Here is a 24564-nt window from a genome sequence, read left to right as displayed (position 1 = left end):
CGGGACGCCGTGCAAGCGGCGGACAAGCGGCGAACACCCTGCCATGGCGGCAAGGTATTCGCTCTGCTGTTACATGCCGAGCCACGAAAGCGCTTCCGTCTTCTCCTAGATCAGGAACATGGCCGCCACCGTAGTCGCTGCCAGCCCGAGCAGAACCGGCTTCAGATTGCGCCGGGCCAGCTCGAACGGACTGACGCCGCAAATCGCCGCCGCCGGGATCAGAGCCCACGGAATCAGCGTGCCGCCTCCGACCCATATGCCCGCGACTTGACCGAGCGCGGTAAGCGTCGCCGCGCCGGAGCCGATGGCGGTTGCGAACAGCTTGGCGACCGAACCCGCCAAGGAAATGCCCGAGAAGCCCGAGCCGTCCAGTCCCGTTATCGCTCCTGTTACGGTCAGCGTGACGGCGGCTACGCCTTCATTGAGCGGCACGAGATGCGCCAGCGCTACGCCAAGATCGTTGACGATACCATGCGATCCGTCAGGCAGCTTTTGGCCGAACAGCTCGGTAAATGCCGCATCCCCCAGATAAAAAAACGCGGCGATCGGAATAACCGGGCCGAACACCTTGAAGCCGAACTGAAAGCCGTCGATCAAATAGGATGTGATTTGTTCCAGTCCTTGATTCCGGTGCGCAAGCAGCGTGACGACAGCCAGAATAAGCACAGCCGTTCCTCCGACGAGCGCCGTCGCATCGCCCCCCTGCAGCCGAAGCAGAAACATCGCGGCGACATCCGCGGCGAACAGCAGCGGGATCAGCACGGCCAGCACGCGCTTCGTGCGCTGCGGCAGCGCCGCCCCCGGACTGCCGCCCGCCGCTGCTCCGGCAGCCGATGTTCCGGCGCCCTGCGCCACCAGACCGTCCCGCCACGTGCCCTTGGCCATGTCCCGGCGCATCAGCCAGTAGGCGGCGACCGTCGTCACGACGCCCATCACGATGACGAGCGGCACGCTCGCCTGCATCACGTCGCCGACCGGCAGTCCGGCCGCGTCCGCTGTCAGCTTCGGCGCGCCCTGGATAATATAATCCCCGGACAAAGCTATGCCGTGACCGAACAAGTTCATCGCCACCGCGGCCCCAAGCGCAGGCAGCCCTACCCTGGCCGCAACCGGCACCAGTACGGCGCCGATCAGCGCCACGCCGGGAGACGGCCAGAAGAAAAAGGACGTCACCATCATGATGATGCCGATGCCCCAGAACGCCAGCGCCGGCGTACGCAGAAACCGGGTCAGCGGAGCGACCATGACCTCATTGATCCCGGTCTGGATCAGCACCCGGCTCATCGCTACAATGATCGAGATGATGAAAATTGTCCCGATCAGCTCCTTGGTCGCGTAAATAAAGCTGTTGAATATGCCCGAAACCGATCCGGCCAATGTCTCCGTCGCCATCCATCCGAGCGCGAAGATGCCGACTACGCAGATCATCGTCGTATCGCGGCGCTTGATCAGAAGCGCCAGTATGAAGACGATAAATGCCAGGTAAACCCAGTGAAGCGGAGTTATTGAAATATCCACTCTAAACACCCTCTCGCATGCCGATGTGATGTCCTACATCGTATGCAGACAGGGCGGCGGGCGTTCGCCCTTACCACTGGTTCATTTGCTCTTCTTCTACTATGCTCTGCAGATCCTGCTCGTTAATGGTCAGGATGCGGTACTCTCTCGCTTGTGACAGGCGAACCGCCTGTTCCTTCATAAATTTCGGCGAGCCTTCCTTGTCCTCGTCGTACACGAGCAGCATCCCGTCGGAGTTGCGGAGCAGAAACTTGTTTTTCTCGCGGAATTGCCACGGTCCCTCATACTTGCTTTTGGTCACGCTGTTCACATAATTCGCCTGGCGAAGCACTGCTTCATACTTTTCCTTCTTGGGGTCGCTCCAGTTCTCCTCCTGACCGAGGAACGGACAGATGACGGCAAGCTGCAGCCCTTCGTGCGCCTCTCTCAGCTCGATCGCCGCTTCGGCCGCCCACAGCTCCACACCCCATTGGCCGCTGACAATAACCCATTCAAGCCCTTCGTCCATCAAGGGAATAAGCTTCTTCTTGATCGCTTTCTTGATCATATCGATACCCGGATGCTGCAGGGAAAAGATCCCCAGCTCCGACGCTTTATAGCCTGTTACCAGCAGTCTTTTCACTTTCTGCGCCACTCCTCAAACCGTTCTATCTCTGAGGGTAGCACAGCCGTTCGCCGAAATAAAGCGTTCTCTGGCGCGCGCCAGGCTCCCCGTCTTCCGAATGGAGCTTAGGGAGCCCGGAGGCTCAGCTTGAACAGGGGACTACAGAGACCGTTTGCGGCCCATCATCAGGAATGCTCCAGCCGCGATCAGCACGATCGCTACGATCGGACCGCCGGATGACAGCCGGTTCAGAATCGCCCCGAGCGTAAAGACGGCGAAGAAAATCAGCGACAGCACCCCGAGAATGTTGATCGGGATGAGCAGCCCTCTGTGACGGCCGCCGAACCAGTACAGCTCGAACAAACCGATCGCAACCGCCAGGATGAACCCGGGCCATACATACGCCCACGCGTCAAACAAGGTGGCGATCTGACACACAATGCCCGCTGTGAACAGAATCCCTCCCGGCACCAGCAGACCTACTCCCCTGCGCCGCGTTATCGAGAAATACATCCAGTGGAAAAAAAGCCCGAGCGGAATCAAAAACATGCTGGGCCAGTAATACTCGAACAGGGTGCCGACGCCGAACGTCTCTCCCCGGAGCAGGAACATGCTCGCGCCCAGCAGCACCAAGGCGGCTCCGACCAATGCTTGAAAATTCATACCTGATCTCTCCTATGTACAGAATTTACTTCTACACTTTACCACAGGGCCCGAGACACTGTCCCCCTTCTCCGGTAAAGACTGCGTGCTGGACTTTGGTCCAGTCGCCTCAGGCTTGGAGCCGGTCGTCTATCTGCGCCGATAGATGCCGCCCCGGAATGCGCTTCCCCGCTGCACGGAACCGCTGTACGCCAAACGCTCTTCGACCCGCCGAACGGCAGGCTGAAGAGCGTTTAACTTGGATTACTTATTCCTTCTATATAATAGGATAGCGAACCAAGCGATACGAATCGCCATCCGGATTATGATCTTACGAGCAATCGATCAAACTCCACATCCTGAAGGGAATCCGCCTTATGCCAATAAGCGCAGGAGCTGAAGTCCAATGCCTTGGTGATCGTATTCGGCGTGATGATGCACCGGATGCCCGCAGCCTCAGCGGCCCTGGCTCCATTGGGAGAATCCTCGATCGCTATCGCCTCGGAAGCCTGGACGCCCAGGCCCTCCAGCGCCTGCAGGTATAGCTCGGGGTCCGGCTTCACGCGCTGCACATGGTCCGACGTCCGGATTACTTCGAAAAACTCATAGATGCCCAACTGTCTCAGATGCTTCTCCACCCACTTCAGGCTGGAGCTGGATGCCAGTCCGATCCGCAAGCCGGCTTCATGGGCTTTCTCCAGATAGCTTAACACCCCGGGCCGCATAGTTTCGCGTTCCATCAGCTTCGCATGCTGAACATGCACCGCCTCTCGAAACGCTTCCCGGTCGATGGGCAGATTCCTGTGCGTTATCAAATACTCGTAAGGATTGAATGTATGTAGGCTCGTGCCGATGCAGCCGGAATAAAGCTCCAGCGTCAGCTCCACATCATGCTGCCGGTACGCCTCGCGGAACGCCTCATACCAAGCCGTCTCCGTATCTATGATGGTGCCGTCAAAATCAAAAATAATCGCCTTGATCATCTTCAGGTCTCCCTCCGATTAGGTGCAGGGTCGCTATGAGCGGATAAGCTCCAAAGCGGTTCCCCAGCCTTCCGACGAAGCCGGAAGCTAAGCGCAAATTTATGGTAAAGTAGCCCAGCCAATTTGTCAATCCTTATGCAATTTGCTGCTGTTTATGCCTATTATGCTGCCGGAAGTTGGGATGTAAGCATTTTTGTTGTACAATAGGAGCATACCTAGGATAAAGAGGAAATGAAGAGGTGGATCACTTGGAGCAGGAGCCGCAAAGCGACATCAATGAACATACGACCGAGGGGATTGCCCTAGCCCATAAGCAATGCGCTCACTGCCAAGAGGAGAAGCCTCTGACAGATTTTTTGCGCCGCAGCGGCAGACGCGGAGGCAAGTCTGCACGCCGGGGAACTTGCCGGGCCTGCCGGAAGCTGAGGAAGCAGGAACAAGGCAGCCTCTTGGCTGAAGGGGATGGCGACACAGGCGCAGTAAGCGCGGCAGCGCCGGTCTCCGATACGAGAGAGGCTGAAAATGAAAACTATCTTCCGGCATATGAACGGATGGCAGAACGAGAGGAGCGATCGCCGGATGAGACGGCGATCGGCTTGCCGGATGACGCCGGAGAAACAGCCCCTTCGCCGGGCGACGCGGAGCCCGCCCGCAAGAAGCGCAGAAGACGCAGACGCCGGAAGAAGCCGGCAGTCGCCGCCAGGCCGGTCACCGCGGAGCCGGACGAGGAAGTCCCGCCGCCGCCCAAAATCCGGATCAAGCGGCCGCTGCCACTGCCTCCTCCCAGGCCCAAGGGTCCTGACGCCTCCGTCCTGCGGCCCAACCGCGACGGCATTTTATGGATGCGCGGCCGTACGGACAAAGGGCGGCGCTGGCAGCAGGAGACCGACCTGGAGACGGCCGTCAACCTCGTCCGCGAGCATGCCGCCATCGTCGTCAATAAGCATACGGTCAGACGAATCTATACGAATAAAATGTTCCGCTTGTTTATTTTGACCCGGGACCGGTATACCTGTCATTTCTGCGGCGAATACGGCGATACGATCGACCATATCGTCCCGCGCGCCAAAGGCGGGCATACGACGCCCGTGAACTGCGTGTGCGCGTGCAATGAATGCAATCAGATGAAGGCCGATCAGAATTGGGAGGACTTCATCGAAACCGAGCCTTCTGGGGCGGAGCTGGAGTCTTTGTCCGGCAGCGAGCGGGATCAGGCTTCCTGGGAATCGGCGGAGATCTAGCAGTTCGGTGAATAACGAGCGGCCTGCAGCCGTCTTAAGTCCTGTTGAGGCAAGGCTGCCGGGCAATGAAGGAGCACACGCGTTACAAACCAAGAAGCCTACGACCCACATTACGTGTGGATCGTAGGCTTCTTGACTGACAGACGCGGCAACGATGCCTACACGGCATCGGCTGACGGCAGGCCAGCGTCCGAACCGCCCCAGGCCAGCTCCGCCTGGGCCGCGGCTATCCGTGCTACGGGAATGCGGTATGGCGAGCAGCTCACATAATCGAGCCCTATGCGCCGGCAGAAGAAGATCGAGTCCTTGTCACCGCCATGCTCGCCGCACAGGCCGTTCTTCAGGAAGGGCTTGACCGCCCTGCCGGCAGCTACAGCCATCCCGACCAGCTGCCCGACTCCCTCCTCGTCGAGCACCTGAAACGGATTATGCGGAAGCAGCTTCCGGTCTACATAATGGGAGAGAAACTTTCCTTCCGCATCGTCCCGACTGTAGCCGAAGGTCATCTGCGTCAGGTCGTTGGTGCCGAAGGAGAAGAAGTCCGCATGCGCGGCGATCCGGCCCGCCGTCAGCGCCGCGCGGGGCACCTCGATCATCGTTCCCACCTTATAAGGATGCTGCGTCCGCTTGCCTTCCAGCGTCTGCTCCGCTACCTGATCGACAAGCTCCCGCAATGCTCTCAGCTCGCTTGCATCCCCGACCAGCGGGATCATGATATCGGGAACAGCCTGCACGCCATCGGCAGCGACCAGAGAAACCGCCTGGAAAATAGCCTCGATCTGCATCTTGTAAATGTCGGGAAATACGATGCCTAATCGGCAGCCCCGCTGGCCCAGCATCGGATTGACCTCCTGCAGCGCCTGCACCTTGCGCAGCAGCCTCTTCACGCGCTGACGCTCCTCTCCCTCGGCAAGCTCCGCCAGCTGCTGCTGCAGCTCGGCCGCGTGGGGCAAAAATTCATGGAGCGGCGGATCGAGCAGCCGGATCGTGACCGGAAGCCCATCCATCTCCCGGAACAGCCCGGCAAAATCCTCCCGCTGCATCGGCAGCAGCTTCTCCAGCGCCACCGCCCGCTCGGCGTCATCCTCAGCCAAAATCATCTCGCGCACAACCGGAAGCCGGTCCGATGCGAAAAACATATGCTCCGTCCGGCACAGCCCGATGCCTTCGGCGCCCCATGTCCGCGCTACCTTGGCGTCATGAGGGGTATCGGCATTGGCATACACCTGCAGCGTGCGGATCTCATCCGCCCACCGAAGCATCTGCGCCAGCTCCGGCGACATCTGCGCATCCTTCAGCGGGACGACGCCCGCCATTACCTTGCCGCTGGTCCCGTCAAGCGTCACCCAGTCGCCTTCCGCCAGCGTACGGGAACCGGCGATCAGCTGTCTCGCTTCCGTATCGACGCGGATCTCCTCGCAGCCGCATACGCACGGCTTGCCCATCCCCCGGGCGACGACCGCCGCATGGCTTGTCATCCCTCCCCGGCTGGTGAGGATGCCTTCCGCCGCCGACATGCCTCCGATATCCTCGGGCGTTGTCTCCTGTCTGGCCAGCACAACCTTCGTGCCGCTGCGGCTCCACTCGATCGCCGTCTCCGCCTCGAAGACGAGTCGTCCTACGGCTGCGCCCGGAGAGGCCGGCAGCCCTGCTGCCAGCACATCCGTCGCCTCCGACTCGTCAAGCGCGCGGTGCAGCAGCTGATCGAGATGCGCCATCTCGATGCGGCCGATCGCTTCCTCCCGCGTAATCAGCCCTTCCCCGACCAGATCTACCGCGACCTTCAACGCGGCCTGCGCATTGCGCTTCCCGCTGCGGGTCTGCAGCACGTACAGCTCGCCATGCTCCACGGTGAATTCAATGTCCTGCATATCCCGGTAGTGACGCTCAAGCTCAGCGGCTATCTGGGCAAGCCGCGCAAACACCTCGGGCAGCTCCCGCTCCAGTACGGCAACCGGCTGCGGGGTCCGCACGCCAGACACGACATCTTCTCCCTGGGCGTTCAATAAATATTCGCCGAACAACGCCTTCTCGCCGGTCGACGGGTTGCGGGTGAATACCACCCCGGTGCCGCAATCCGTCCCTTTGTTGCCGAACACCATGCTCTGCACGTTCACAGCCGTCCCCTGATCGTCGGGAATCCGGTTCAGTCTCCGATAAAACTGGGCCCGCGGGTTGTTCCAGGAGCGGAACACCGCCTCTACGGACAGCCGCAGCTGCTCCTGCACATCCTGCGGGAATTCGCGGCCCGCATGCCGCATATAGCAGCTCCGGTATTCCTCAATCAATCGGATTAACGCGGCCGCCGGGAGCTCATGATCATGCCGGACGCCCGCCTCCCGCTTGATCCGGTTCAGCGCCTGCTCGAAGCGCAGCGACTCGATGCCGAGCACGACATGGCCGAACATCTGCATCAGCCGGCGGTAGCAGTCATAGGCGAATCGCGGATCACCGGTTGCTGCGGCGAGCCCTTCCACCGTCTCGTCATTAAGGCCGAGATTCAAGATCGTATCCATCATCCCCGGCATCGAGGCTACGGAGCCCGAGCGAACCGATACGAGCAAAGGGTTCAGCGGATCGCCGAACCGCTGCCCTTTGGCCAGCTCCAGCCTCCTGACGGCATCCTCCAGCTCGGGCAGCAGTTCGACCAGAAAGGAATCCGATTGCCTGAAGTATGCCCGGCAAGCCTCGGTCGATATCGTAAAGCCCGGAGGCACAGGCAGGCCGACGCGTGTCATTTCGGCCAGATTCGCGCCCTTGCCGCCCAGCAAAGCCCGCATGTCCGCTCGGCCTTCTTCAAAAACATATATAAACTTCTGTCCGATCAAACCGCTCTCCCCCCTCATCGTCCACCTGCCGCTTTTTCCGCTCGTCTTTCCAGACATTCCGCCTCTCCGCAATCGGAGTAATAAACCGCCGACTTATCGGAATCCAGCGTATCGATCATTTTGTCACAATGCTTGCAAAGCACCGTACCCAAGTCCAGACCTGCCGACGCTCCGGTCCATGCCGAAACCTCATGCGAACCAGCGGTCAAGTTATCCTCCATACTTTTTCCGATATAAGAACTCATGATCATCCCTCCAATTGTTATAAAGTACGTTATAATTATTATATAATACATACTATTTAAGTTTTTGTACATATTAAATATCCGAATTTTAATAAAATAGGCAAAAAAGACCGCCCGAGCCGGACGATCTTGACGATTTATGTTAGAATCTGCAACGCAAGCTTGCTTGTTCCCTTCGAAAGCCGCGCCTCGAGGAGCGCCTGCCTCACTTCAAAAGCCGTTCCACCAGTCGCTCGTACCAAGCCCATGGTACGATAGCTTTGGCGAGCAGCGCCAACGAGGAGCCTTTGCCCAGCGGATAACGGAAACGGGGCTTCGGACTTTCGACGATGCTTACGATCGTATCCGCCACCTCCTGCGGATTCGGCGCAGCCTCCGCCGATCGCTTCGTAATTCGCAGGATGCGCTCCAACCGGCTGCGATAGCTGGATGCTTCGGTCGTATGAATGGAAGCAAAGCCCTTCTGCCAGATGGCAGTCCGGTACGCCCCCGGCTCAAGCAGCACGACATGCACGCCCAGCGGCTTCAATTCCAGACGAAGCGATTCGCTGAAGCCTTCCACGGCGAACTTGGAGACGGCATAAGCCCCGTAGCCCGGGAAAGCGAATCTCCCGCTCATGCTGCCGATATTCACGATATAACCGCTTCGGCGTTCCCGCATTATCGGCAGCACCTCCTTGGTAATGGCCATCAAGCCGAACAAATTTGTCTCCAGTTGGCTGCGGAACGCCTCCATGGGGACATCCTCGATAAAGCCTCCTACCGCAAACCCGGCATTGTTGACGAGCACGTCGATCTGCCCGTACCGCTCGCGGACGGTCCTCACCACCGCTTCGATTGCAGAAAAATCCGTCACATCCAGCGTCATCGTCTCGATCCGGTTCAGCACTCCGTCACGCTCCGCCTGCTCGAGCAAAGCACCCGAAGCAGCCGGATTTCTCATCGTGGCGATCACGATATATCCCTTGCGCGCCAACGCTGCCGAAGTCAGCAAGCCGAAGCCGCTGGAGGCGCCTGTAACTAACGCTACTTTATGTCCTTCGCCGATCATACCGCCCCTCCCTCCAGCTTTTGCTAATCCCTGTATCCAGTATGCAGGAGCCCCGGCGCGGCGTAAAGTCATCCCTTCCCAGGAAGGCTGTCCGACGAGGATAAATGCCTTACGACATCTTGAAAAGTCAGGCGTACTCCGAGAAATCGAACAATCACCGGAGGTTATACGCACTGAGATTTCAAAAAAATGTAACAATTCGGCGGCAGTTATGGAAATTCTATGTACATACGAGCATGAACACGGTATGATTTAGTAATGTCGAATGTTAGCGGAATTTAGGGAGAATTAGGGGAGGAAGACTGTTTTGCTGCATGGTGTCATACATGATCTTATGATCAACTTCATCCTGATCTTCACCCTGGTTTCGCTCTCCGTCATCCTGCTCGACCTCCGCAAGCTCAGCCGGTCCATAGGAACCAAGCTCGGGATCGGTCTCCTGCAAGGCGGATTCGGCATCGTTCTGATGCTCTGCAGCGTTCATTACGACAAAATTATTTTGGATCTGCGGCAGTTGGCTATCATGAGCGCCGCTTATTTCGGCGGGCTTCCGGCCTCGCTGCTTGCCGCGTCGCTTATCGCGGCCTTCCGTATCATGTATTACGGCACCACCTCTCCCGCTCTGGCGGCATCAGCCAGCGCGCTTGTGCTCGGGGCGTTAGCCGGGATTATTTGCATGCTGCTGCGGAGTCACTGGCTGAAGTGGTGCTTGATGGCAGCCGCAGGCTCGCTCTTATTAAGTCTCACTTTACTCACTCTGCTGGGCGGCGAACAGGCTTTTGCCGTGATGCCCTATATGCATGCGTTCCTGCTTCTCGGATCGGCGACGATAGGCGGCCTTATTCAATTATTTCACCTTCTAAAGACGGCATATTTGCTGCAGCGAACGGTGTTGAATCTGTCGCATCAATTCATGAACTCTTCCATAACGCGGATCTACGAGCTTACGCTGCTCGCTCTGATCCGTATGATTGGCGCCGAGACCGGCTCGATCCTGGCTATCGACCGTCACCGGTACCGTCTGGTTTGTCTCTACAAGCTAAAGACCTATACGAGTCCGATGACTCTGGTCGGGGATAAGGACGTCGAGGCGATCGAAAAAACAAAAGGCGGTCAATCCCTGTTGTATTCCAACTGGAAACGCGAGCGGCCGATGGGACTTATCGAGCGCCAGCTGTACAAAAGCGGCACCCGTTCTTCCCTGCATGTTCCTATTCTATACAACGGCTCGGTGATTGCGCTCATCAATCTGGGGGCCAGCCAGTCGAAGTTTTTCCGTCGGAAGCACCTGAATATGATCCATCAGATAGCGCCCATGATCAGCTTTGCCATGGCGCTCAAGGATTCGGAGAGCAAGTTCGCTTCCGTAACGCAGTCGGCCCATGATGCGATTATTTTGACCGATCAGCAGCTGAATATTACCTCCTGGAACCAGGGGGCGACTTATATATTCGGGTACAGCTCCGAGGAAATGCTGGGCCGGCCTGTGAACATGATTTTTCCCGAGTCGTACAGGGAGCGGCAAGTCCAAGAATTTACCGCCTTATCGCGGACCGGCAGCCTGGAGCCAATCCCCTCTACCATCGAATTGAAAGGCCTTCGCAAGAACGGAGCCGAGTTCCCGATCGAGCTGTCGCTGAACAGTTGGAGCACAGGGGGGCTGCAGTCGTTCAGCAGCATTATCCGGGATATTTCGCAGCATAAAGAGGTTGAGCAGCGGCTGCTGGATGCCAATCGCAAGCTGACTCAGCTATCGATGGTCGACGGCTTGACCGGGATCAGCAACCGTCGCTATTTTGATGAGATGTTCAATCGGGAGTGGAAAAAAGCGTGTTTGAATCGGACACCGATCGCGATTATGCTCTGCGATATCGATTGCTTCAAAGGCTATAACGATACATACGGTCATCAAGGCGGCGACCGCTGCCTCAAGGAGGTAGCCCATACGATTCAGCATGCGCTGCAGCGGCCCAATGATTTTGCCGCGCGGTACGGAGGTGAAGAGTTCGCGCTGATCCTGTCCGGCATGGATAAAGAAGAAGCCGCTGCGGTTGCCGAAGCTGTCCGCGCCTCCGTGGAGGCGCTGGCGATTCCGCATGCCAGTTCTACGGCCGCAGCTTGCGTCACGGTGAGCATCGGCGTATACAGCTTCACGCCATCCCCCGACATGGCCGAGCTAACCGCTTTAGAGCAGGCCGACAAAGCCTTGTACCAGGCCAAAAAAGCCGGACGCAACCGGATTGCCGTGTGCGCTGAGCCCGGCCTTCTTCCTAAATAAGCGCCAAACTGCCGCGGCCTTTCGCCTGCTTGCTCTGCAAGCGCGGGAAAGGTGGCGGCTTGTGCACGTGCGGGCGGCCGTTTCCTGTTCCACGGCCGGTCAGAAGCGAGAGAGACGGGTCCCGCGGCGACATGTAAATCCCAGTCCTTTCCCTTCGGACACCCGCAGCCGAACCTGCATGAAGCAAGCAGGATTCGGTTACTATAGAGAAGCTTACATAAGGGAGGTGCGAGAATTGAACCTGGAGAAGCAAGAAGCTCCCAAAGCGGAATTAAAACCGACCGTGATCTGGAAATGCAAGGACTCCTCATGCAAAGCATGGGTCCGTGAAGAATTTTCGCCGGCTCCGTATCCCGCCTGTCCGCTCTGCAGCGGGCCTACGATTAGAAGCTACAAGCATCTGGCGGCCGTATCGCTGGCCAAAAAACCGCGGAAAACAAAGAAAACGACCTGATTCTGCATCCATCATGAAGCCGCCGTATTCAACCTGAGTACGGCGGCTTCTTTCCGTGGCGATCCCCGCTCGTTTTCTGCCTGCCTTTTCCTATACGAAGCCGCCCAGTTTCTGCTATAATGTTCAGAGTTTGCTTGCTTTATTCACGAACCGGGAAGGATTGCATCATGAAACAGACTTTTACTTATTCGCAGAAAATCAGGCAGCTGCTTGCCATCTTATTGCCTGTGCTGGTCACTCAGCTCACCACGTTCGCTATGAGCTTCTTCGATATTTTCATGTCGGGTCATTACAGCTCGATCGACCTGGCAGGGGTCGCCATCGGAACAAGCATCTGGATACCTGTTCAGACCGGACTGGGCGGCATTTTATTCGCCGTCACCCCGATTGTCGCACAGCTGATCGGCGCCAAGGGCGAGGACCGGGTTGCCTTTAAAGTCATGCAAGGATTTTTACTGGCCGCGCTTCTTTCAGTGCTTGTGATAGCCGCAGGCGTATGGGCATTGGAGCCCATTTTGAATCTGATGAATCTGGAGGCCGAGGTTCGCTCGATCGCCCAGCGGTATCTTGTCGTGATGGGCTTCGGGGTCCCCGCCTACTTTCTGTACACCGTACTGCGCTGTTTCTTCGACGGCCTGGGACAGACGCGGATCAGCATGCTGATCTCCCTGCTCTCTCTTCCCGTGAACGCGGTGCTGAACTATGTGTTTATCTACGGCAAAATAGGCGCTCCCGAGCTCGGAGGCGTCGGCACGGCGGTAGCCACCGCGACGACTTACTGGCTGATGCTGGCGATAGCCGCCTCTTTCGCGTGGGCCAGCAAGCCGTTCTCCGGCTTCGGCATCTTCAGCCGGGTGTACCCGGTATCGCTCCCGGCTTGGAAGGAATTGCTCGGCATCGGCATTCCGATCGGGCTGGCGATCTTCTTCGAGACGAGCATCTTCGCCGCCGTCACCATGCTGATGAGCCAGTTCAACACCATGACGATTGCCGCGCACCAGGCTGCCATCAACTTCGCCTCGTTTCTCTACATGGTCCCGCTCAGCATCTCGATGGGGCTGACTATTCTGGTCGGGTACGAGGTGGGAGCCGGGCGCTTCAAGGATGCACGGGTGTACGGCCTTCTCGGCATTGGCCTGGCCATCGCCATGGCGGCGCTGTGTACGGTAGCCTTGCTGCTGTTCGACCAGCAGATTGCCGGCTTGTATACTCGCGAGACGGCGGTGCTCGAACTGACCCGGCAATTTCTCGCTTACGCCATCTTCTTCCAGCTGGCCGATGCGATCGCCGCTCCGATCCAGGGCGTGCTCCGCGGCTACAAGGATGTGAATATCACCTTCTTCATCGCGCTGGTGTCCTATTGGGTTGTCGGCCTGCCGCTCGGCTGGGCGCTGGCCCGGTATACAGACCTTGGTCCATTCGGCTTCTGGATCGGACTGATCACAGGACTCGCATTTGGAGCGGCAGGCTTGTACGGCAGGCTGTCTTATATTCAGCGGCGCTCGGTGAACGTCGCGTCTATGTAGGGAGCTGGCTTGGCTTATCGAATCCAGCCGCAAATAAGCACAACCGCTGTACCCGAGGAAACTGGCGCAGCGGTTGTTTGCTTTCCTTTATGAATTAATAAAATGTAACCACTTCAGAAGCCGATGGATCAACACCGCGCACTGGCCCCTGTCGGCCGGCCTAAGTCGTAACGGAACTTCCACGTCAATCCTCTATTCCGACTAGGAGGCACGAGTGTTTGTGCGGTTTTCCGCACATATCCCCCACTCTGACCACGGAGCGGGACACTTTTGTGCGGTTTTCCGCACATATCCCCTGCTCTGACCATGGGGCGGGAACCTTTTGTGCGGTTTTCCGCACATATCCCTGCTCTGACCATGGGGTGGGAACCTTTTGTGCGGTTTTCCGTTGCTCCTTGGGCTGTCTTGCAGGACAGCCCCTAAATCAACCGTTACTTCACTCCCAACGCCCAATTGCCTTGCCGGAACACCGGCTCCCACGTGCCGTCCGGCCGCTCGCCGTCGATGTCGAGCTCAGCCGAGCCGACCATGAAGTCGACATGGGTCAGGCTGACGTTGGCGCCGCGCTCCAGCAGCTCCTCCTGGCTCATAGTCGTGCCGTTCTCGATCGTAAACGGATAGGCGCTGCCCAAGGCGAAGTGGCAGGAGGCGTTCTCGTCGATGCCCGTGTTGTAGAATACCCGGTTCAGATTCGAGATCGGGGAATCATGGGGCACGAGCGCGATCTCGCCCAGGTAGCGAGCGCCTTCATCCGTATCCAGCAGATCGCGGAGATACTCATAGCCGGCGTCGGCGGTAAAATCGACGACTTTCCCGTCCTTGAAGGTCAAAGCAAAACCATCGACCAGCCTTCCGTTCAGGTTAAGCGGCTTCGTGCTCGTTACCGTACCGTTTACGCCTGTCCGTTTCGGCATCGAATAGACTTCCTCCGTGGGCATATTGGCTACGAAGTAAACGCCCCGGTCGTCGGTTGTGCCTCCGCCATGCCAGACATGGCCTTCCGGCAGCTCCACGAGCAGATCGGTCCCCGGCGCCCGGTAGTGGAAGCGGCGGAATTTTTTCTCGTTCAACACGCCCTTCACCCGGGTCAAGGTTGCGATATGCTCCCGCCAGGCGGCGACAGGGTCTGCCTGGTCGGCTCGCGTCATCTTGAAAATCGTCTCCCACATGGCGTTCACGCGTTCGCTCTCCGGCAGATCGGCGAACACTTTGCCGGCCCAGGCGCGGGTAGGCGCTTTGACCAGACACCAGCTGAACTTTTTGTTTCGCACATAGCCCTGGAATTTCTTGCGGGCCAGCGCCGCGGCTTTCGTCGCCCTCGTCACCTTCTGCGGATCAATCCCCTGGTACAGCTCCGGGTCCGGCACCTTGATATTGAGCAGCGCTCCTCCGCCCTCAGCCAGCTGTTCCATCATGGAAGCCGTCCAAGCCGGATAATAGTTGAACGATTCATCCGGGGCGTAATGGAACCTCGCCTTCGTCACCTCTTCGTCGTCCCACTGTACCTGTACATATTTGGCTCCGGCCTCATAAGCTTTCTTGACGACCTTCCGGGTGAATTCCGCCGCCTCCAGCGGGGATTCGACGAACAGCACCTGTCCCGGTTGAATATTTACGCCGATACGCACTACCAGCTCCGCATATTTTTCTAACTTCCGGTCAAATAATCGCATCTGTCATAACTCCTTGCTTCTCTATGGGATATTTCTTGAAATTCAGCCTGTACCATTATAAACCTAATGATGACATAATCCAAGAACTGCGCTCCATAAAGTAAATAAAATCCAATTTATTTTATTAAAGTCAGATCGAAAGAACCTGACGCTCTGTCCAGTCGCGGGTCGTTCGCATTATCGCTTAGCGCTCGCCGCCGTGCTGCCTTGCCGCCTTGTATTGTCCCGGTGTGAGGCCGACAGCGCCTTTAAACGCCTTTGAGAAATAATGAACGCTCGTGAAGCCGCAATATTCGCTGGCAACCTTGATCGGATAACCGTTGCCCAGCAGCTCCTTGGCGTGCTCGACTCTCAGGCTGAGCAAATATTGATAAGGCGTCACTCCGAACGCCTCCTTGAACACAACGTTAAAACGTGACGGCGACAATCCCGCTCGTTTGGCCATGTCCTCCACCTTGATCGGTTCCGAGATATGGAAAGCGAAGTAGGATGTGATCCAATTCAGCAGCGGCTTGGCATGGGTGGGCGGCTGCTGGGGCGACTTCATAAAATCGGACGCCATGGCCAAAAACCACTCATGCGCAAGCTTTTGGGCGCTCATCTTGCCGATATAGGTTTGCAGCCGCCATGCCTCGATCATCTTCATCAGCAGGTCGCGCATGCGCTGCGGCTGACTCACGTTCAATTTAAGCGGAAGCTCGAACTCGGCAAAATCGTTCAGCCTCGGCTGCATCAGATGAGCATATGGCTCCATATCCACCTGCCCGGGAAGCGTAATGAAGCTCTGCCCGCGCGCAGGCTGGTAGAAGAAATCAAGATGCACGTACGGATTGATCGTATCGTCAAGCCCGCGTATCGTATGCTGATCGCCCGGCTGCAGCAGGCACAGATCGCCTTGCTTCAGAATATGGGTGCGGCCGGCCAGCCGGATCTCGAAGGTGCCCTCCTGCACATAAAAAATCAAATAATCGAGCAGACTGCGTTCCCCGAGAAAAAACGGCGGGCGTATCGCATAATCCGCGTTGCGAATATACGGCACAACATCATAATCATCAAGCTTCAACGGGGTACCTCCGATAAATTCAGTTGTTTTTTACACCAAATTCAGATTCAATCTGCAATGATCCCGGCGGATATATCTTTTATTATTAAGGCTAGCAGCGCTGCTCGGCAAGTCTAATCTTGATGAAGGGAATTATCTGCAATGAGCCAACTGTACAAAGACCAGAATACCCGCGAAATTTCCTTTCCGCTGGGCGGCATCGGCACGGGCTCGATCGGCTTGGCGGGCAACGGAAGGCTGATCGACTGGGAAATATTCAACCGTCCAAATAAGAGAAGCGTCAACAGCTTCAGCCATTTCTCCATCAAGGCCGAACAGAACGGCCGGGTGCTGGACGCCCGGGTGCTGAACGGCGATCTGCAGCCGCCCTACATGGGCCAGCCCCGCCGAGGCGCGGGCCTGCACAGCGGCTACGGCTTCGGGCCGGACACGTATACGATGGCTGGGCTGCCGCATTTTCGCCATACCACATTCACCGGACAATTCCCGGTCGCCACGATGAGCTTCCGCGAGCCGGCGTTTCCCGGAGCTGTCGAGCTGCTCGCCTATAACCCGCTCATCCCGCTGAACGACCGCGATTCCAGCTTGCCTGCGGCTTTCTTTGAGGTGGAGGTGGAGAATACGACCGGGCAGGCCATCACCTACACGGTGTGCCTGAGCTCCAGCAATCCGCAGGCTGTCGGCCAGACGGTCAACGCATACGAGGAAACATCGCTTGAGGATGAACATCCCCTGAAGGTGATAAAGCTCTCCTCCCGCCGTCGCGGAGAGGACGAGGACGGCTATGGCGACATCTCCATCGCAACGGACGCCGCCGATACAAGCTGCCAGCAGTACTGGTACCGAGGGCTATGGCTCGACGATCTGGAGATGTTCTGGCGCGACTTCACTTCGCCCGGCCGGCTCGCCAACCGCTGCTATACCGAAGACCCGCCTGCAGACGCAAGCCGGTCGGATATGGCTTCCCTGGCCGCACATTTCACCGTTCAACCGGGCCAAAAGGAAAAAGTCCGCTTCGTCATCAGCTGGAATTTCCCCAATGTGCATAATTTCTGGAACAAGGAGCCGGGCGGCACGACCATCTGGAAAAATTATTATGCAACGCTGTTCAAAGACTCTTTGGCCAGCGCAGCCTATGCTCTTCAGCATTGGGGCCGTTTGCTGGACGATACGTTAACGTTTACACATGCCCTATTTGGCTCAACGGTGCCGGAAGTGGTCAAAGAAGCCGTATCCGCTAACCTGTCGGTGCTGAAATCGGCTACCACGCTGAGACTGACCGACGGCTCCTTCTATGGCTTCGAGGGCTGCATCGAGGATGAAGGAAGCTGCGAGGGCTCCTGCACGCATGTGTGGAATTACGCCTATGCGCTGCCGTTCCTGTTCCCCAAGCTGGAGCGCAGCATGCGCGACCTGGACTTCCGCTACAACCAGCGGGAGGACGGGAAGATGTCTTTCCGCCTTATGCTGCCACTGGGCAGGGAAGCCTCAACGTTCCGCGCTTGCGTGGACGGCCAGTTCGGCGGCGTGATCAAAGCTTACCGGGACTGGAAAATATCCGGCGATACCGAATGGCTGCGCCGCAGCTGGGGAGCAATCAAGAAATCCATCGAGTTCGCCTGGGCCGAATCGAACGAGGACAGATGGGACCCGAAGCAGACCGGCAATCTGACCGGCAGACTGCATCATACGCTGGACATGGAGCTGTTTGGGCCGAGCTCCTGGCTGAACGGATTTTATTTGGCCGCGCTCAAAGCCGGAGCCGAGATGGCCAGGCATTTGGGCGAAGCGGAAACGGCGGATTTGTACGATAAAATATTCCAGTCGGGCAAGCAGTGGACGGACGAGCAGCTGTTCAACGGCGAATATTACGGGCAGCAGATCGACCTCGGCGATAAATCCATTCTGGACGCCTTCGGGGACGAGGCGGTTGAGCGCTATTGGAACGAGGAGAAAAACGAGATCAAATACCAGCTTGGCCAAGGCTGCGCGATCGACCAGGTTCTCGCCCAATGGCATGCCAACCTGTGCGGCTTGGGCGAAATTTTCGACCCGGCCCAGACGGCAAGCGCGCTGCGCTCGCTGTACCGCTATAACTTCAAGAAATCGCTCAGGGACGAGCCCAATACTTGGCGGCTGTTCGCCTTGAACGACGAAGCCGGACTTGTCATCTGCTCCTGGCCGGGCGGTCGCGAGAAGCCGTTTCTCCCCGTGCCGTACGCGACCGAGATGATGACCGGCATGGAATATCAGGTCGCCTCCCATATGATCCAGGAAGGCATGATCGACGAAGGGATAGAGATCGTGCAGGCGATCCGCGACCGGTACGACGGCGAGAAACGCAACCCGTGGAACGAAATCGAATGCGGCAGCAACTACGCCCGCTCGATGGCCAGCTATTCGCTGCTGAACGCTTTCAGCGGCTTCCAGTTCGATCTCGTGGAAAACGTCATCGGCTTCCGGCCCGCCCGGTACGAGCATGGCCGCTTCCGTACCTTCTGGTCGCTCGGCAGCGGCTGGGGAACGTTCGAAGTTACGCAAACGGGAGCCCGCCTGCAGCTGTTAGGGGGCAGTCTGCAGCTCAGCAAGCTGTCGCTCCCTCAGGATCTGCTCGGCAAAATAAACAGCGTCCGCACAGCCGGCCGCGAGCTGAGCTTCCGCATCCAGGACGGTGCGATTCATTTGGCAGAAACCGCGCTGCTTGCGGATGGGCAGTCGTTGTGGATTGAGTTTGCCGTTTAATCTGGCGCGTGCGATGCCTCGTCAATCGCTTGGCTCACACCCCTAGCTGTCAAATGGAACCGATGTCAGCTTGCCCCGCCATTTCTGCCAGCCCAAACAACCTGACCTACAGCGATCAGGTTGTTGAGGCATCCAGGCAAAGGCCACAAGCTTACTTACGGAGTTTTCTTCTCCAGCACCCGGAACGTGCCTGTGCCGAACGTGCATAAAGCTCCGCTCTCGTCGTATACATGCCCCTGCGTCGTAATCAGCTTGCGCGAGCTATGCACGATCTCGGCCGTTACGTTAAGCCGGCCCTGCTTCACGGGCGCGACATAATGCAGATGCAGATTCGTCGTTACGACGGTATCCCGCGGTCTGGCGGCCATCGCCACAAGGCCCATCGCCGAATCGAGCAGCGTCGCGCTGACCCCGCCGTGCAGGATGCCGAACGTATTCAGATGATGCGCCTGAACATGCAGCGTGACCTCGACCCGCTCCGGGGCAAGCGTCCGCAGCTCCGCTCCGACATAGTCCCAGAACGTGCCTGAGGCCGTCTCCCTGATCCGTTCCAGAAATTCCGATATTTCCTTATCCATAGATGGTCCTCCCGTGCTTATGACGCCTCGATCCGCCGGCTGCCTGCAGGCCGTTCGCCTCCCGCTAGGCTATGACACCCGCTTCCAGCAGCCACAATTCAGGTTCGTTCGGCCTGGTTCTCGAGCTTCTTCCAAGCCTTCTGCCTGTCGTCTTCCGGTCTGTCCGGCTGTTAGCATGCCGCACTGCCGGTCAGCTCTCCTCCTTCAGCCGCTCCGACTCCTCCTCGGCCAGCTTGCGGCGAAGCACCTTGCCGACGATCGTCTTGGGCAAGCTATCGCGGAATTCATAGATGCGCGGCACCTTGTAAGCTGCCAGCCGCTCCTTGCACCAGCTCTTCAGCTCATCGGCGTCGACATCCGCTCCGGGACGCAATACGATGTAGGCCTTAACCGTTTCCCCGCGATACGGATCGACAGCTCCCGCTACGACAGCCTCCGCAATATCCGGGTGCTCGAACAGCACCTCCTCCACCTCGCGAGGGTAAATGTTGTAGCCGCCCGCGATAATCAGATCCTTGCGCCGGTCCAGGATATAGAAGTAGCCGTCTTCATCCATTCTCGCCAAATCTCCGGTATATAACCATCCATTCTTCAAGACAGCTGCAGTCTCCGCCGGATTATTCCAGTAGCCCTTCATCACCTGCGGCCCCCGAACGATCAGCTCGCCGATCTCCCCGGCCGGGAGCTCCTCCCCGGTGTCCGGATGAACAACCTTGCTCTCCGTATCCGGGAACGGAATGCCGATGGAGCCAAGCTTGCGTTTCTCCCAAATGTTGTTGGCATGCGTAACCGGCGACGCCTCCGTCAAACCGTAGCCTTCGATCAGCTTGCCGCCCGTCATCCGCTCGAATTCGGTCTGGACCTCATAAGGCAGCGAGGCCGCTCCGCTAATGCAAAATGCTATGGACGACAAGTCATAGCGCTTAACATCAGGATGATGGATCAAAGAGATGTACATCGTCGGCGCCCCGGGAAAAATAGTCGGCCTGTGCCGATGGATCGTCTCCAGCGCCTGATTGATCTCGAAGCGCGGCAGCAAAATCAGCGTACCGCCGAGATACATGGACTGGTTCATGAGCACGGTCATGCCGAATACGTGGAAGAATGGCAGCGCTGCCAAATATTTCTCCCGCGCAGGAGCGGACCGGTAGGCCCATAGTCTGCTCTGGATGGCATTTGCCGTCAAGTTGTAATGCGTCAGCATCACGCCCTTGGCTGTGCCGGTCGTCCCTCCGGTATATTGGATCAGCGCCAGGTCGCGTTCGGCGTCGACGGGCATGCTGCACGGGTTTGGCGGCGATTCACGAAGCATCTTCAGGAAGGACAGCACGCTATCGCTGTAGACGACATCCCGTTTCAAGCCGTCTTTCTTCGCCTTGAGCGGATACAGCCAATTTTTCGGAAAGGGCAAATAATCTTTTATGGACGTGACCACTACATGCCGGACGTCGGTCAGCGGGACAACCTTCATCACGCGCTCAAACAGCAAATCCAGCGTAACAAGCGTCCGGGAGCCGGAATCCTGCAGCTGATGCTCCAGCTCTCTGGGCATGTAGAGAGGGTTGGTCATCACCACGATGCCTCCCGCGAGCAAGGTTCCATAATAAGCGATGACCGCCTGCGGACAGTTGGGCAGCATGACCGCCACCCGTTCGCCGTGCCGTACGCCCAGACGCTTCAACCCGTTCGCGAACCGGTAAGCGCTCTCCAGCAGTTCGCGGTACGGCACCTTGCGTCCCAGGAAATGCAGCGCAATACGCTCCGGGTACAGCGCTGCGGCCTGCACGAGAAATTCCGCTACATTATGCTTCGGATAGTCGTAGGTCTTTGGCACTTCAGCGGGATAATGTCTTAACCAAGGCTTGCTTGACATGTCGACCACCCCTTGCCTGATGTCTTGAATCCGTTGATGCCTTCCCAAGTCCGAACGACGCGTCTTTCCTTGCAAGCTCAGGCGGATGCGAGCGCGGGTGCAGCAGCGCCCGCACTCGCCCGCCCGAGAAGTTTGGCCGCAGCGGAAATCCCGGCCTTAGACGACATAACCTTCCGCTGCAATCACCCGGCCCGCGATGCCGCGTCTTAACGCGATCCCGTTCACTTCCTGCCTGCGGACCAGCTTCTTCAGCACCGACAGCTGGGTGCGCAGCATGTCGCCCGACTCCATCGCAGCCAGCGATTCCTTGGCCCAGCGCTCGATCTGTCCGAATGTATCGTGTACAAACACCGTCGTCATCTCGATCGCGTTGGCGGCCTTTTCATCGCCGGCTGCCGCTGCCAGCTTCTTCGCCCGCAGCAGCGCGCTCTCCATCGCATACACCGAGATCAGCATATCCGCCAGCCGGCTCAAAATCTCCTGCTCCTGCTCGAGCTGCAGCTGGTATTTCTGAACGGCCTGCGCGCCCGTCATCAGAAATATGTTTTTGGCCATCGCCACCAGATGCGTCTCCTGCTCCAGGGTCCCGTCGAACGACTGGGCCGGGACGAGGGACAGCAGCTCCGCCTGCAGCGCCATCGCCTTCTGCATCAGCGGCAGCTCGCCCTTCATCGCCCGCTTGATCAGCGTGCCCGGGATCAGCAGCCGGTTGATTTCATTGGTCCCCTCGAAGATCCGGTTGATTCTGGAATCCCGGTACATGCGCTCGATCGGGTATTCGCGGATAAATCCATACCCGCCATGAATCTGCACGCCTTCATCGGCGACAAAATCGAGCGCCTCCGAGCCGAACACCTTGTTGACGGAGCATTCCAGCGCGTATTCGGCGATCGCCTTGGCCGAGGCGTATCCGCTGCTGCCGCTGCCCGGATCGACCTCGGCTAGCCCCTCGTCAAACAGGCCGGCCGTGCGGTAAACCATGCTTTCGAGCACATAAGCGCGGGTGTTCATATCGGCGAGCTTGGCGGCGATCAAGGGAAAGGAGGAAATCCGCCGGCCAAACTGCTTGCGTTCATTGGCATAACGAGCCGCCAGGCCGATGGCATCCTTGCACCCTCCGACACAGCCTGCCGCCAGCTTGAAGCGGCCGATATTCAAGATATTGAACGCGATCAAGTGGCCCTTGCCCGCTTCCCAGAGCAGATTGCCGGCAGGCACCTGCACATCCTCCAATATAAGGGGACATGTGGAGGAGCCCTTGATGCCCATTTTTTTCTCCTCCGGTCCTATGCTGACGCCTTCCATCGTCCGCTCAACGATAAAGGTGCTGAAATCCGTGCCGTTTACCTTGGCGTATACGATGAAAATATCCGCAAACCCGGCGTTCGTAATAAATTGCTTTGTGCCATTCAGCGTGTAATACGAGCCGTCCTCCGACAGCTGCGCCGTCGTCTTTGCGCCCAGCGCGTCGGAGCCGGAGGAAGGCTCCGTCAGGCAGTAGGCGGCGATCAGCTCGCCGCTGGCCAATGCGGGCAAATACTTGCGCTTCTGCTCATCGCTGCCGAAATAAACGATCGGCAGCGTGCCGATGCCGACATGCGCCCCGACCGTCAAGGCAAACGAAGACGCCTTGGACAGCTTCTCGTTAATAAGCGTGGACCCGAGCTTATCGAGTCCGAGCCCCCCGTACGCCTCCGGCACATCCGCGCCCAGCAGCCCCAGCTCGCCTGCTTTGCGCAGCAGCTTCACGGACAGCTCGTAGTTCAAGGCTTCGATCTCCTCGTCATACGGAGCGACCTCGCCTTCGATAAACTCCTCCGTCGTTCGCGCAATCATCCGGTGCTCCTCGCTGCAATCCTCCGGCGTGACGATGGAGTGAAAGTCGATATTTTCCAGAATAAAGCTTCCGCCGATCGTTTTGCCCATCTCTATCTTCTCCTTTCACTTGCCTGTAAGCCGCAGCCTAAGCGTCGCCGTACACCTCGAACACACCGGCCGCGCCCATCCCCCCGCCGATGCACATCGACACGACCCCGATTCCGCCGCCCCGGCGGCGCAGCTCATGAATAAGCGTCGCTGCGAGCTTCGTCCCCGTGCAGCCAAGCGGATGGCCGAGCGCGATCGCGCCGCCGTTTACATTGACCTTGTCTTCGTCTATTCCGAGCTCACGAATGATATGCAGACATTGCGAGGCGAACGCTTCGTTAATCTCGAACAGATCGACGTCGGCGAGCGTCAGCCCCGCTTGCTTCAGCGCTCGGGGAATCGCCTTCACCGGGCCGACGCCCATAATCTCCGGCTCGACGCCGGCCAGCGCAAACGACCGGAACGTCGCCAGCGGCTTCAGGCCAAGCACCTCGGCCCTCTCCCGGCTCATCAGCAGAGCCGCCGCCGCACCGTCGCTCATCTGCGACGAATTGCCCGCCGTCACCGTGCCGCCCAGCTTAAACGCCGGACGCAGGCTGCCAAGCGCCTCAAGCGTTGTGTCCGCGCGTACGCCCTCATCCTGCTCGATGACCGCCGTCCGGGTTTGCACCACCGTCCCGTCCTCGCCCGCTTGCTTCCATGACGTTCGCACCGGCACGATCTCGCCCTGGAACTTTCCCTCGCGGAGCGCAGCCGCCGCTTTCTGATGCGAGCGGAGGGCGAAACTGTCCTGCTCCTCCCGGCTGACGCCGAAACGGGCGGCCACCTCCTCGGCCGTATGGCCCATGCCGATATAGACTTCCGGCATCTGCTCCACGATTTTCGGATGCGGCGATATCTTGAAGCCTGTCATCGGCACATGGCTCATGCTCTCCACCCCGCCCGCGATCAGCACATCCGCCGATCCCGCCCGTATGCGCTCGGCGGCGAACGCCACCGACTGCAGACCGGACGCGCAGAACCGGTTGACTGTGAGCGCCGGCACCGTCACAGGGAATCCGGCGTACAGCGACATGATGCGGGCAAAGTTCAAGCCCTGCTCGCCCTCGGGCATCGCGCAGCCGATCAGGATGTCCTCGACCTCTTCCTTGCCGAGGCCCGGCGCCCGTTCCATGACGGCCTCCAGCACCGCTTTACCTAGGTCTTCAGCCCGCGTCTGAGCGAAGCCGCCTTTTTTCGCCTTGCCGACAGGGGTGCGGACGATCGATACGATGACCGCTTCTGGCATAGAAGTCCACCTCGCTTTCAGTTCATTTATGAGCGCCGGGCGCCGGGCACGACCCGGACCCGGCTGCTTCCGGCTCTCCAGATGTCCAGTATGCCGGGTTCTCCCAGGTGT

18 protein-coding genes are annotated in these 24564 nt (G+C 58.4%); 5 read left to right on the top strand and 13 right to left on the bottom strand.

Features of this window, described 5'->3' with window-relative positions:
• Positions 1–105: 105 nt before the first annotated feature.
• The 4 genes from BLR08_RS07015 to BLR08_RS07000 form a co-directional block, all read right to left on the bottom strand.
• Complete coding sequence (locus BLR08_RS07015; protein WP_072328474.1) at positions 106–1518, bottom strand: hypothetical protein; 1413 nt, start codon at positions 1516–1518, stop codon at positions 106–108.
• 70 nt (positions 1519–1588) lie between these two features.
• Entirely contained in the window at positions 1589–2140 is a 552-nt protein-coding gene (locus BLR08_RS07010) for an SLOG family protein (RefSeq protein WP_072328472.1), read from the bottom strand.
• Positions 2141–2281: 141 nt separating this feature from the next.
• Positions 2282–2785 (bottom strand): hypothetical protein, encoded by a 504-nt coding sequence (locus tag BLR08_RS07005; RefSeq protein WP_072328470.1) that lies wholly within the window; start codon positions 2783–2785, stop codon positions 2282–2284.
• Between the two features lie 302 nt (positions 2786–3087).
• A complete protein-coding gene (locus tag BLR08_RS07000) occupies positions 3088–3747 on the bottom strand; it encodes an HAD family hydrolase (protein ID WP_072328468.1) in 660 nt (219 codons plus the stop codon).
• Between the two features lie 239 nt (positions 3748–3986).
• Between BLR08_RS07000 and BLR08_RS06995 the strand changes: the two genes are divergently transcribed.
• On the top strand, positions 3987–4988 hold the full coding sequence (locus tag BLR08_RS06995) for an HNH endonuclease (RefSeq protein ID WP_256257424.1): 1002 nt from the start codon (positions 3987–3989) through the stop codon (positions 4986–4988).
• Positions 4989–5146: 158 nt separating this feature from the next.
• On the opposite strand, the gene ppdK is transcribed toward BLR08_RS06995, so the two are convergent.
• From ppdK to BLR08_RS06980, 3 genes are all read right to left on the bottom strand, one after another.
• Positions 5147–7813, bottom strand: coding sequence for a pyruvate, phosphate dikinase (gene ppdK, locus BLR08_RS06990; RefSeq protein ID WP_072328861.1), 2667 nt, complete (start codon positions 7811–7813; stop codon positions 5147–5149).
• Between the two features lie 17 nt (positions 7814–7830).
• Positions 7831–8061, bottom strand: coding sequence for a GapA-binding peptide SR1P (locus BLR08_RS06985; protein WP_072328464.1), 231 nt, complete (start codon positions 8059–8061; stop codon positions 7831–7833).
• A gap of 205 nt (positions 8062–8266) precedes the next feature.
• Complete coding sequence (locus tag BLR08_RS06980; protein ID WP_072328462.1) at positions 8267–9112, bottom strand: SDR family oxidoreductase; 846 nt, start codon at positions 9110–9112, stop codon at positions 8267–8269.
• 307 nt (positions 9113–9419) lie between these two features.
• On the opposite strand from BLR08_RS06980, the gene BLR08_RS06975 reads away from it, so the two are divergent.
• From BLR08_RS06975 to BLR08_RS06965, 3 genes are all read left to right on the top strand, one after another.
• Complete coding sequence (locus BLR08_RS06975; protein WP_072328460.1) at positions 9420–11390, top strand: diguanylate cyclase; 1971 nt, start codon at positions 9420–9422, stop codon at positions 11388–11390.
• A gap of 235 nt (positions 11391–11625) precedes the next feature.
• Positions 11626–11844, top strand: a complete 219-nt coding sequence (locus BLR08_RS06970; RefSeq protein WP_072328458.1) for a cold-inducible protein YdjO-related protein — start codon at positions 11626–11628, stop codon at positions 11842–11844.
• Between the two features lie 167 nt (positions 11845–12011).
• Positions 12012–13370: an MATE family efflux transporter gene (locus tag BLR08_RS06965; RefSeq protein WP_072328456.1), complete on the top strand. Its 1359-nt coding sequence runs from the start codon at positions 12012–12014 to the stop codon at positions 13368–13370.
• Between the two features lie 431 nt (positions 13371–13801).
• Here BLR08_RS06965 and BLR08_RS06960 read toward each other — a convergent pair whose 3' ends face one another.
• Positions 13802–15043: an aminopeptidase gene (locus BLR08_RS06960; RefSeq protein WP_072328454.1), complete on the bottom strand. Its 1242-nt coding sequence runs from the start codon at positions 15041–15043 to the stop codon at positions 13802–13804.
• A 184-nt stretch (positions 15044–15227) separates the two neighbouring features.
• Complete coding sequence (locus BLR08_RS06955; RefSeq protein ID WP_072328452.1) at positions 15228–16106, bottom strand: AraC family transcriptional regulator; 879 nt, start codon at positions 16104–16106, stop codon at positions 15228–15230.
• A 141-nt stretch (positions 16107–16247) separates the two neighbouring features.
• Between BLR08_RS06955 and BLR08_RS06950 the strand changes: the two genes are divergently transcribed.
• Positions 16248–18848, top strand: a complete 2601-nt coding sequence (locus BLR08_RS06950; RefSeq protein ID WP_072328450.1) for a GH116 family glycosyl-hydrolase — start codon at positions 16248–16250, stop codon at positions 18846–18848.
• 155 nt (positions 18849–19003) lie between these two features.
• Here BLR08_RS06950 and BLR08_RS06945 read toward each other — a convergent pair whose 3' ends face one another.
• The 4 genes from BLR08_RS06945 to BLR08_RS06930 all read right to left on the bottom strand — a co-directional run bounded on the left by BLR08_RS06945 (position 19004) and on the right by BLR08_RS06930 (position 24453).
• A complete protein-coding gene (locus tag BLR08_RS06945) occupies positions 19004–19426 on the bottom strand; it encodes a PaaI family thioesterase (RefSeq protein ID WP_072328448.1) in 423 nt (140 codons plus the stop codon).
• A gap of 190 nt (positions 19427–19616) precedes the next feature.
• Positions 19617–21299, bottom strand: a complete 1683-nt coding sequence (locus BLR08_RS06940; RefSeq protein WP_072328446.1) for a long-chain-fatty-acid--CoA ligase — start codon at positions 21297–21299, stop codon at positions 19617–19619.
• A 156-nt stretch (positions 21300–21455) separates the two neighbouring features.
• A complete protein-coding gene (locus BLR08_RS06935; protein ID WP_072328444.1) occupies positions 21456–23225 on the bottom strand; it encodes an acyl-CoA dehydrogenase family protein in 1770 nt (589 codons plus the stop codon).
• Positions 23226–23262: 37 nt separating this feature from the next.
• Positions 23263–24453: an acetyl-CoA C-acyltransferase gene (locus BLR08_RS06930; RefSeq protein WP_072328442.1), complete on the bottom strand. Its 1191-nt coding sequence runs from the start codon at positions 24451–24453 to the stop codon at positions 23263–23265.
• Positions 24454–24564: the final 111 nt, after the last annotated feature.

It is taken from the genome of Paenibacillus sp. cl123 (assembly GCF_900101595.1).
GTDB lineage: Bacteria > Bacillota > Bacilli > Paenibacillales > NBRC-103111 > Paenibacillus_G.
The sequence above is the reverse complement of the archived record's forward strand: the minus strand, read 5'-3'. Positions and strand labels throughout refer to the sequence as shown.

Coding starts and splice junctions, on each gene's coding strand:
- BLR08_RS07005 (WP_072328470.1), bottom strand. CDS start 2,785: ATGAATTTTCAAGCATTGGTCGGAGCCGCCTTGGTGCTGCTGGGCGCG.
- BLR08_RS07000 (WP_072328468.1), bottom strand. CDS start 3,747: ATGATCAAGGCGATTATTTTTGATTTTGACGGCACCATCATAGATACG.
- BLR08_RS06985 (WP_072328464.1), bottom strand. CDS start 8,061: ATGAGTTCTTATATCGGAAAAAGTATGGAGGATAACTTGACCGCTGGT.
- BLR08_RS06980 (WP_072328462.1), bottom strand. CDS start 9,112: ATGATCGGCGAAGGACATAAAGTAGCGTTAGTTACAGGCGCCTCCAGC.
- BLR08_RS06965 (WP_072328456.1), top strand. CDS start 12,012: ATGAAACAGACTTTTACTTATTCGCAGAAAATCAGGCAGCTGCTTGCC.
- BLR08_RS06960 (WP_072328454.1), bottom strand. CDS start 15,043: ATGCGATTATTTGACCGGAAGTTAGAAAAATATGCGGAGCTGGTAGTG.
- BLR08_RS06950 (WP_072328450.1), top strand. CDS start 16,248: ATGAGCCAACTGTACAAAGACCAGAATACCCGCGAAATTTCCTTTCCG.
- BLR08_RS06945 (WP_072328448.1), bottom strand. CDS start 19,426: ATGGATAAGGAAATATCGGAATTTCTGGAACGGATCAGGGAGACGGCC.
- BLR08_RS06940 (WP_072328446.1), bottom strand. CDS start 21,299: ATGTCAAGCAAGCCTTGGTTAAGACATTATCCCGCTGAAGTGCCAAAG.
- BLR08_RS06935 (WP_072328444.1), bottom strand. CDS start 23,225: ATGGGCAAAACGATCGGCGGAAGCTTTATTCTGGAAAATATCGACTTT.
- BLR08_RS06930 (WP_072328442.1), bottom strand. CDS start 24,453: ATGCCAGAAGCGGTCATCGTATCGATCGTCCGCACCCCTGTCGGCAAG.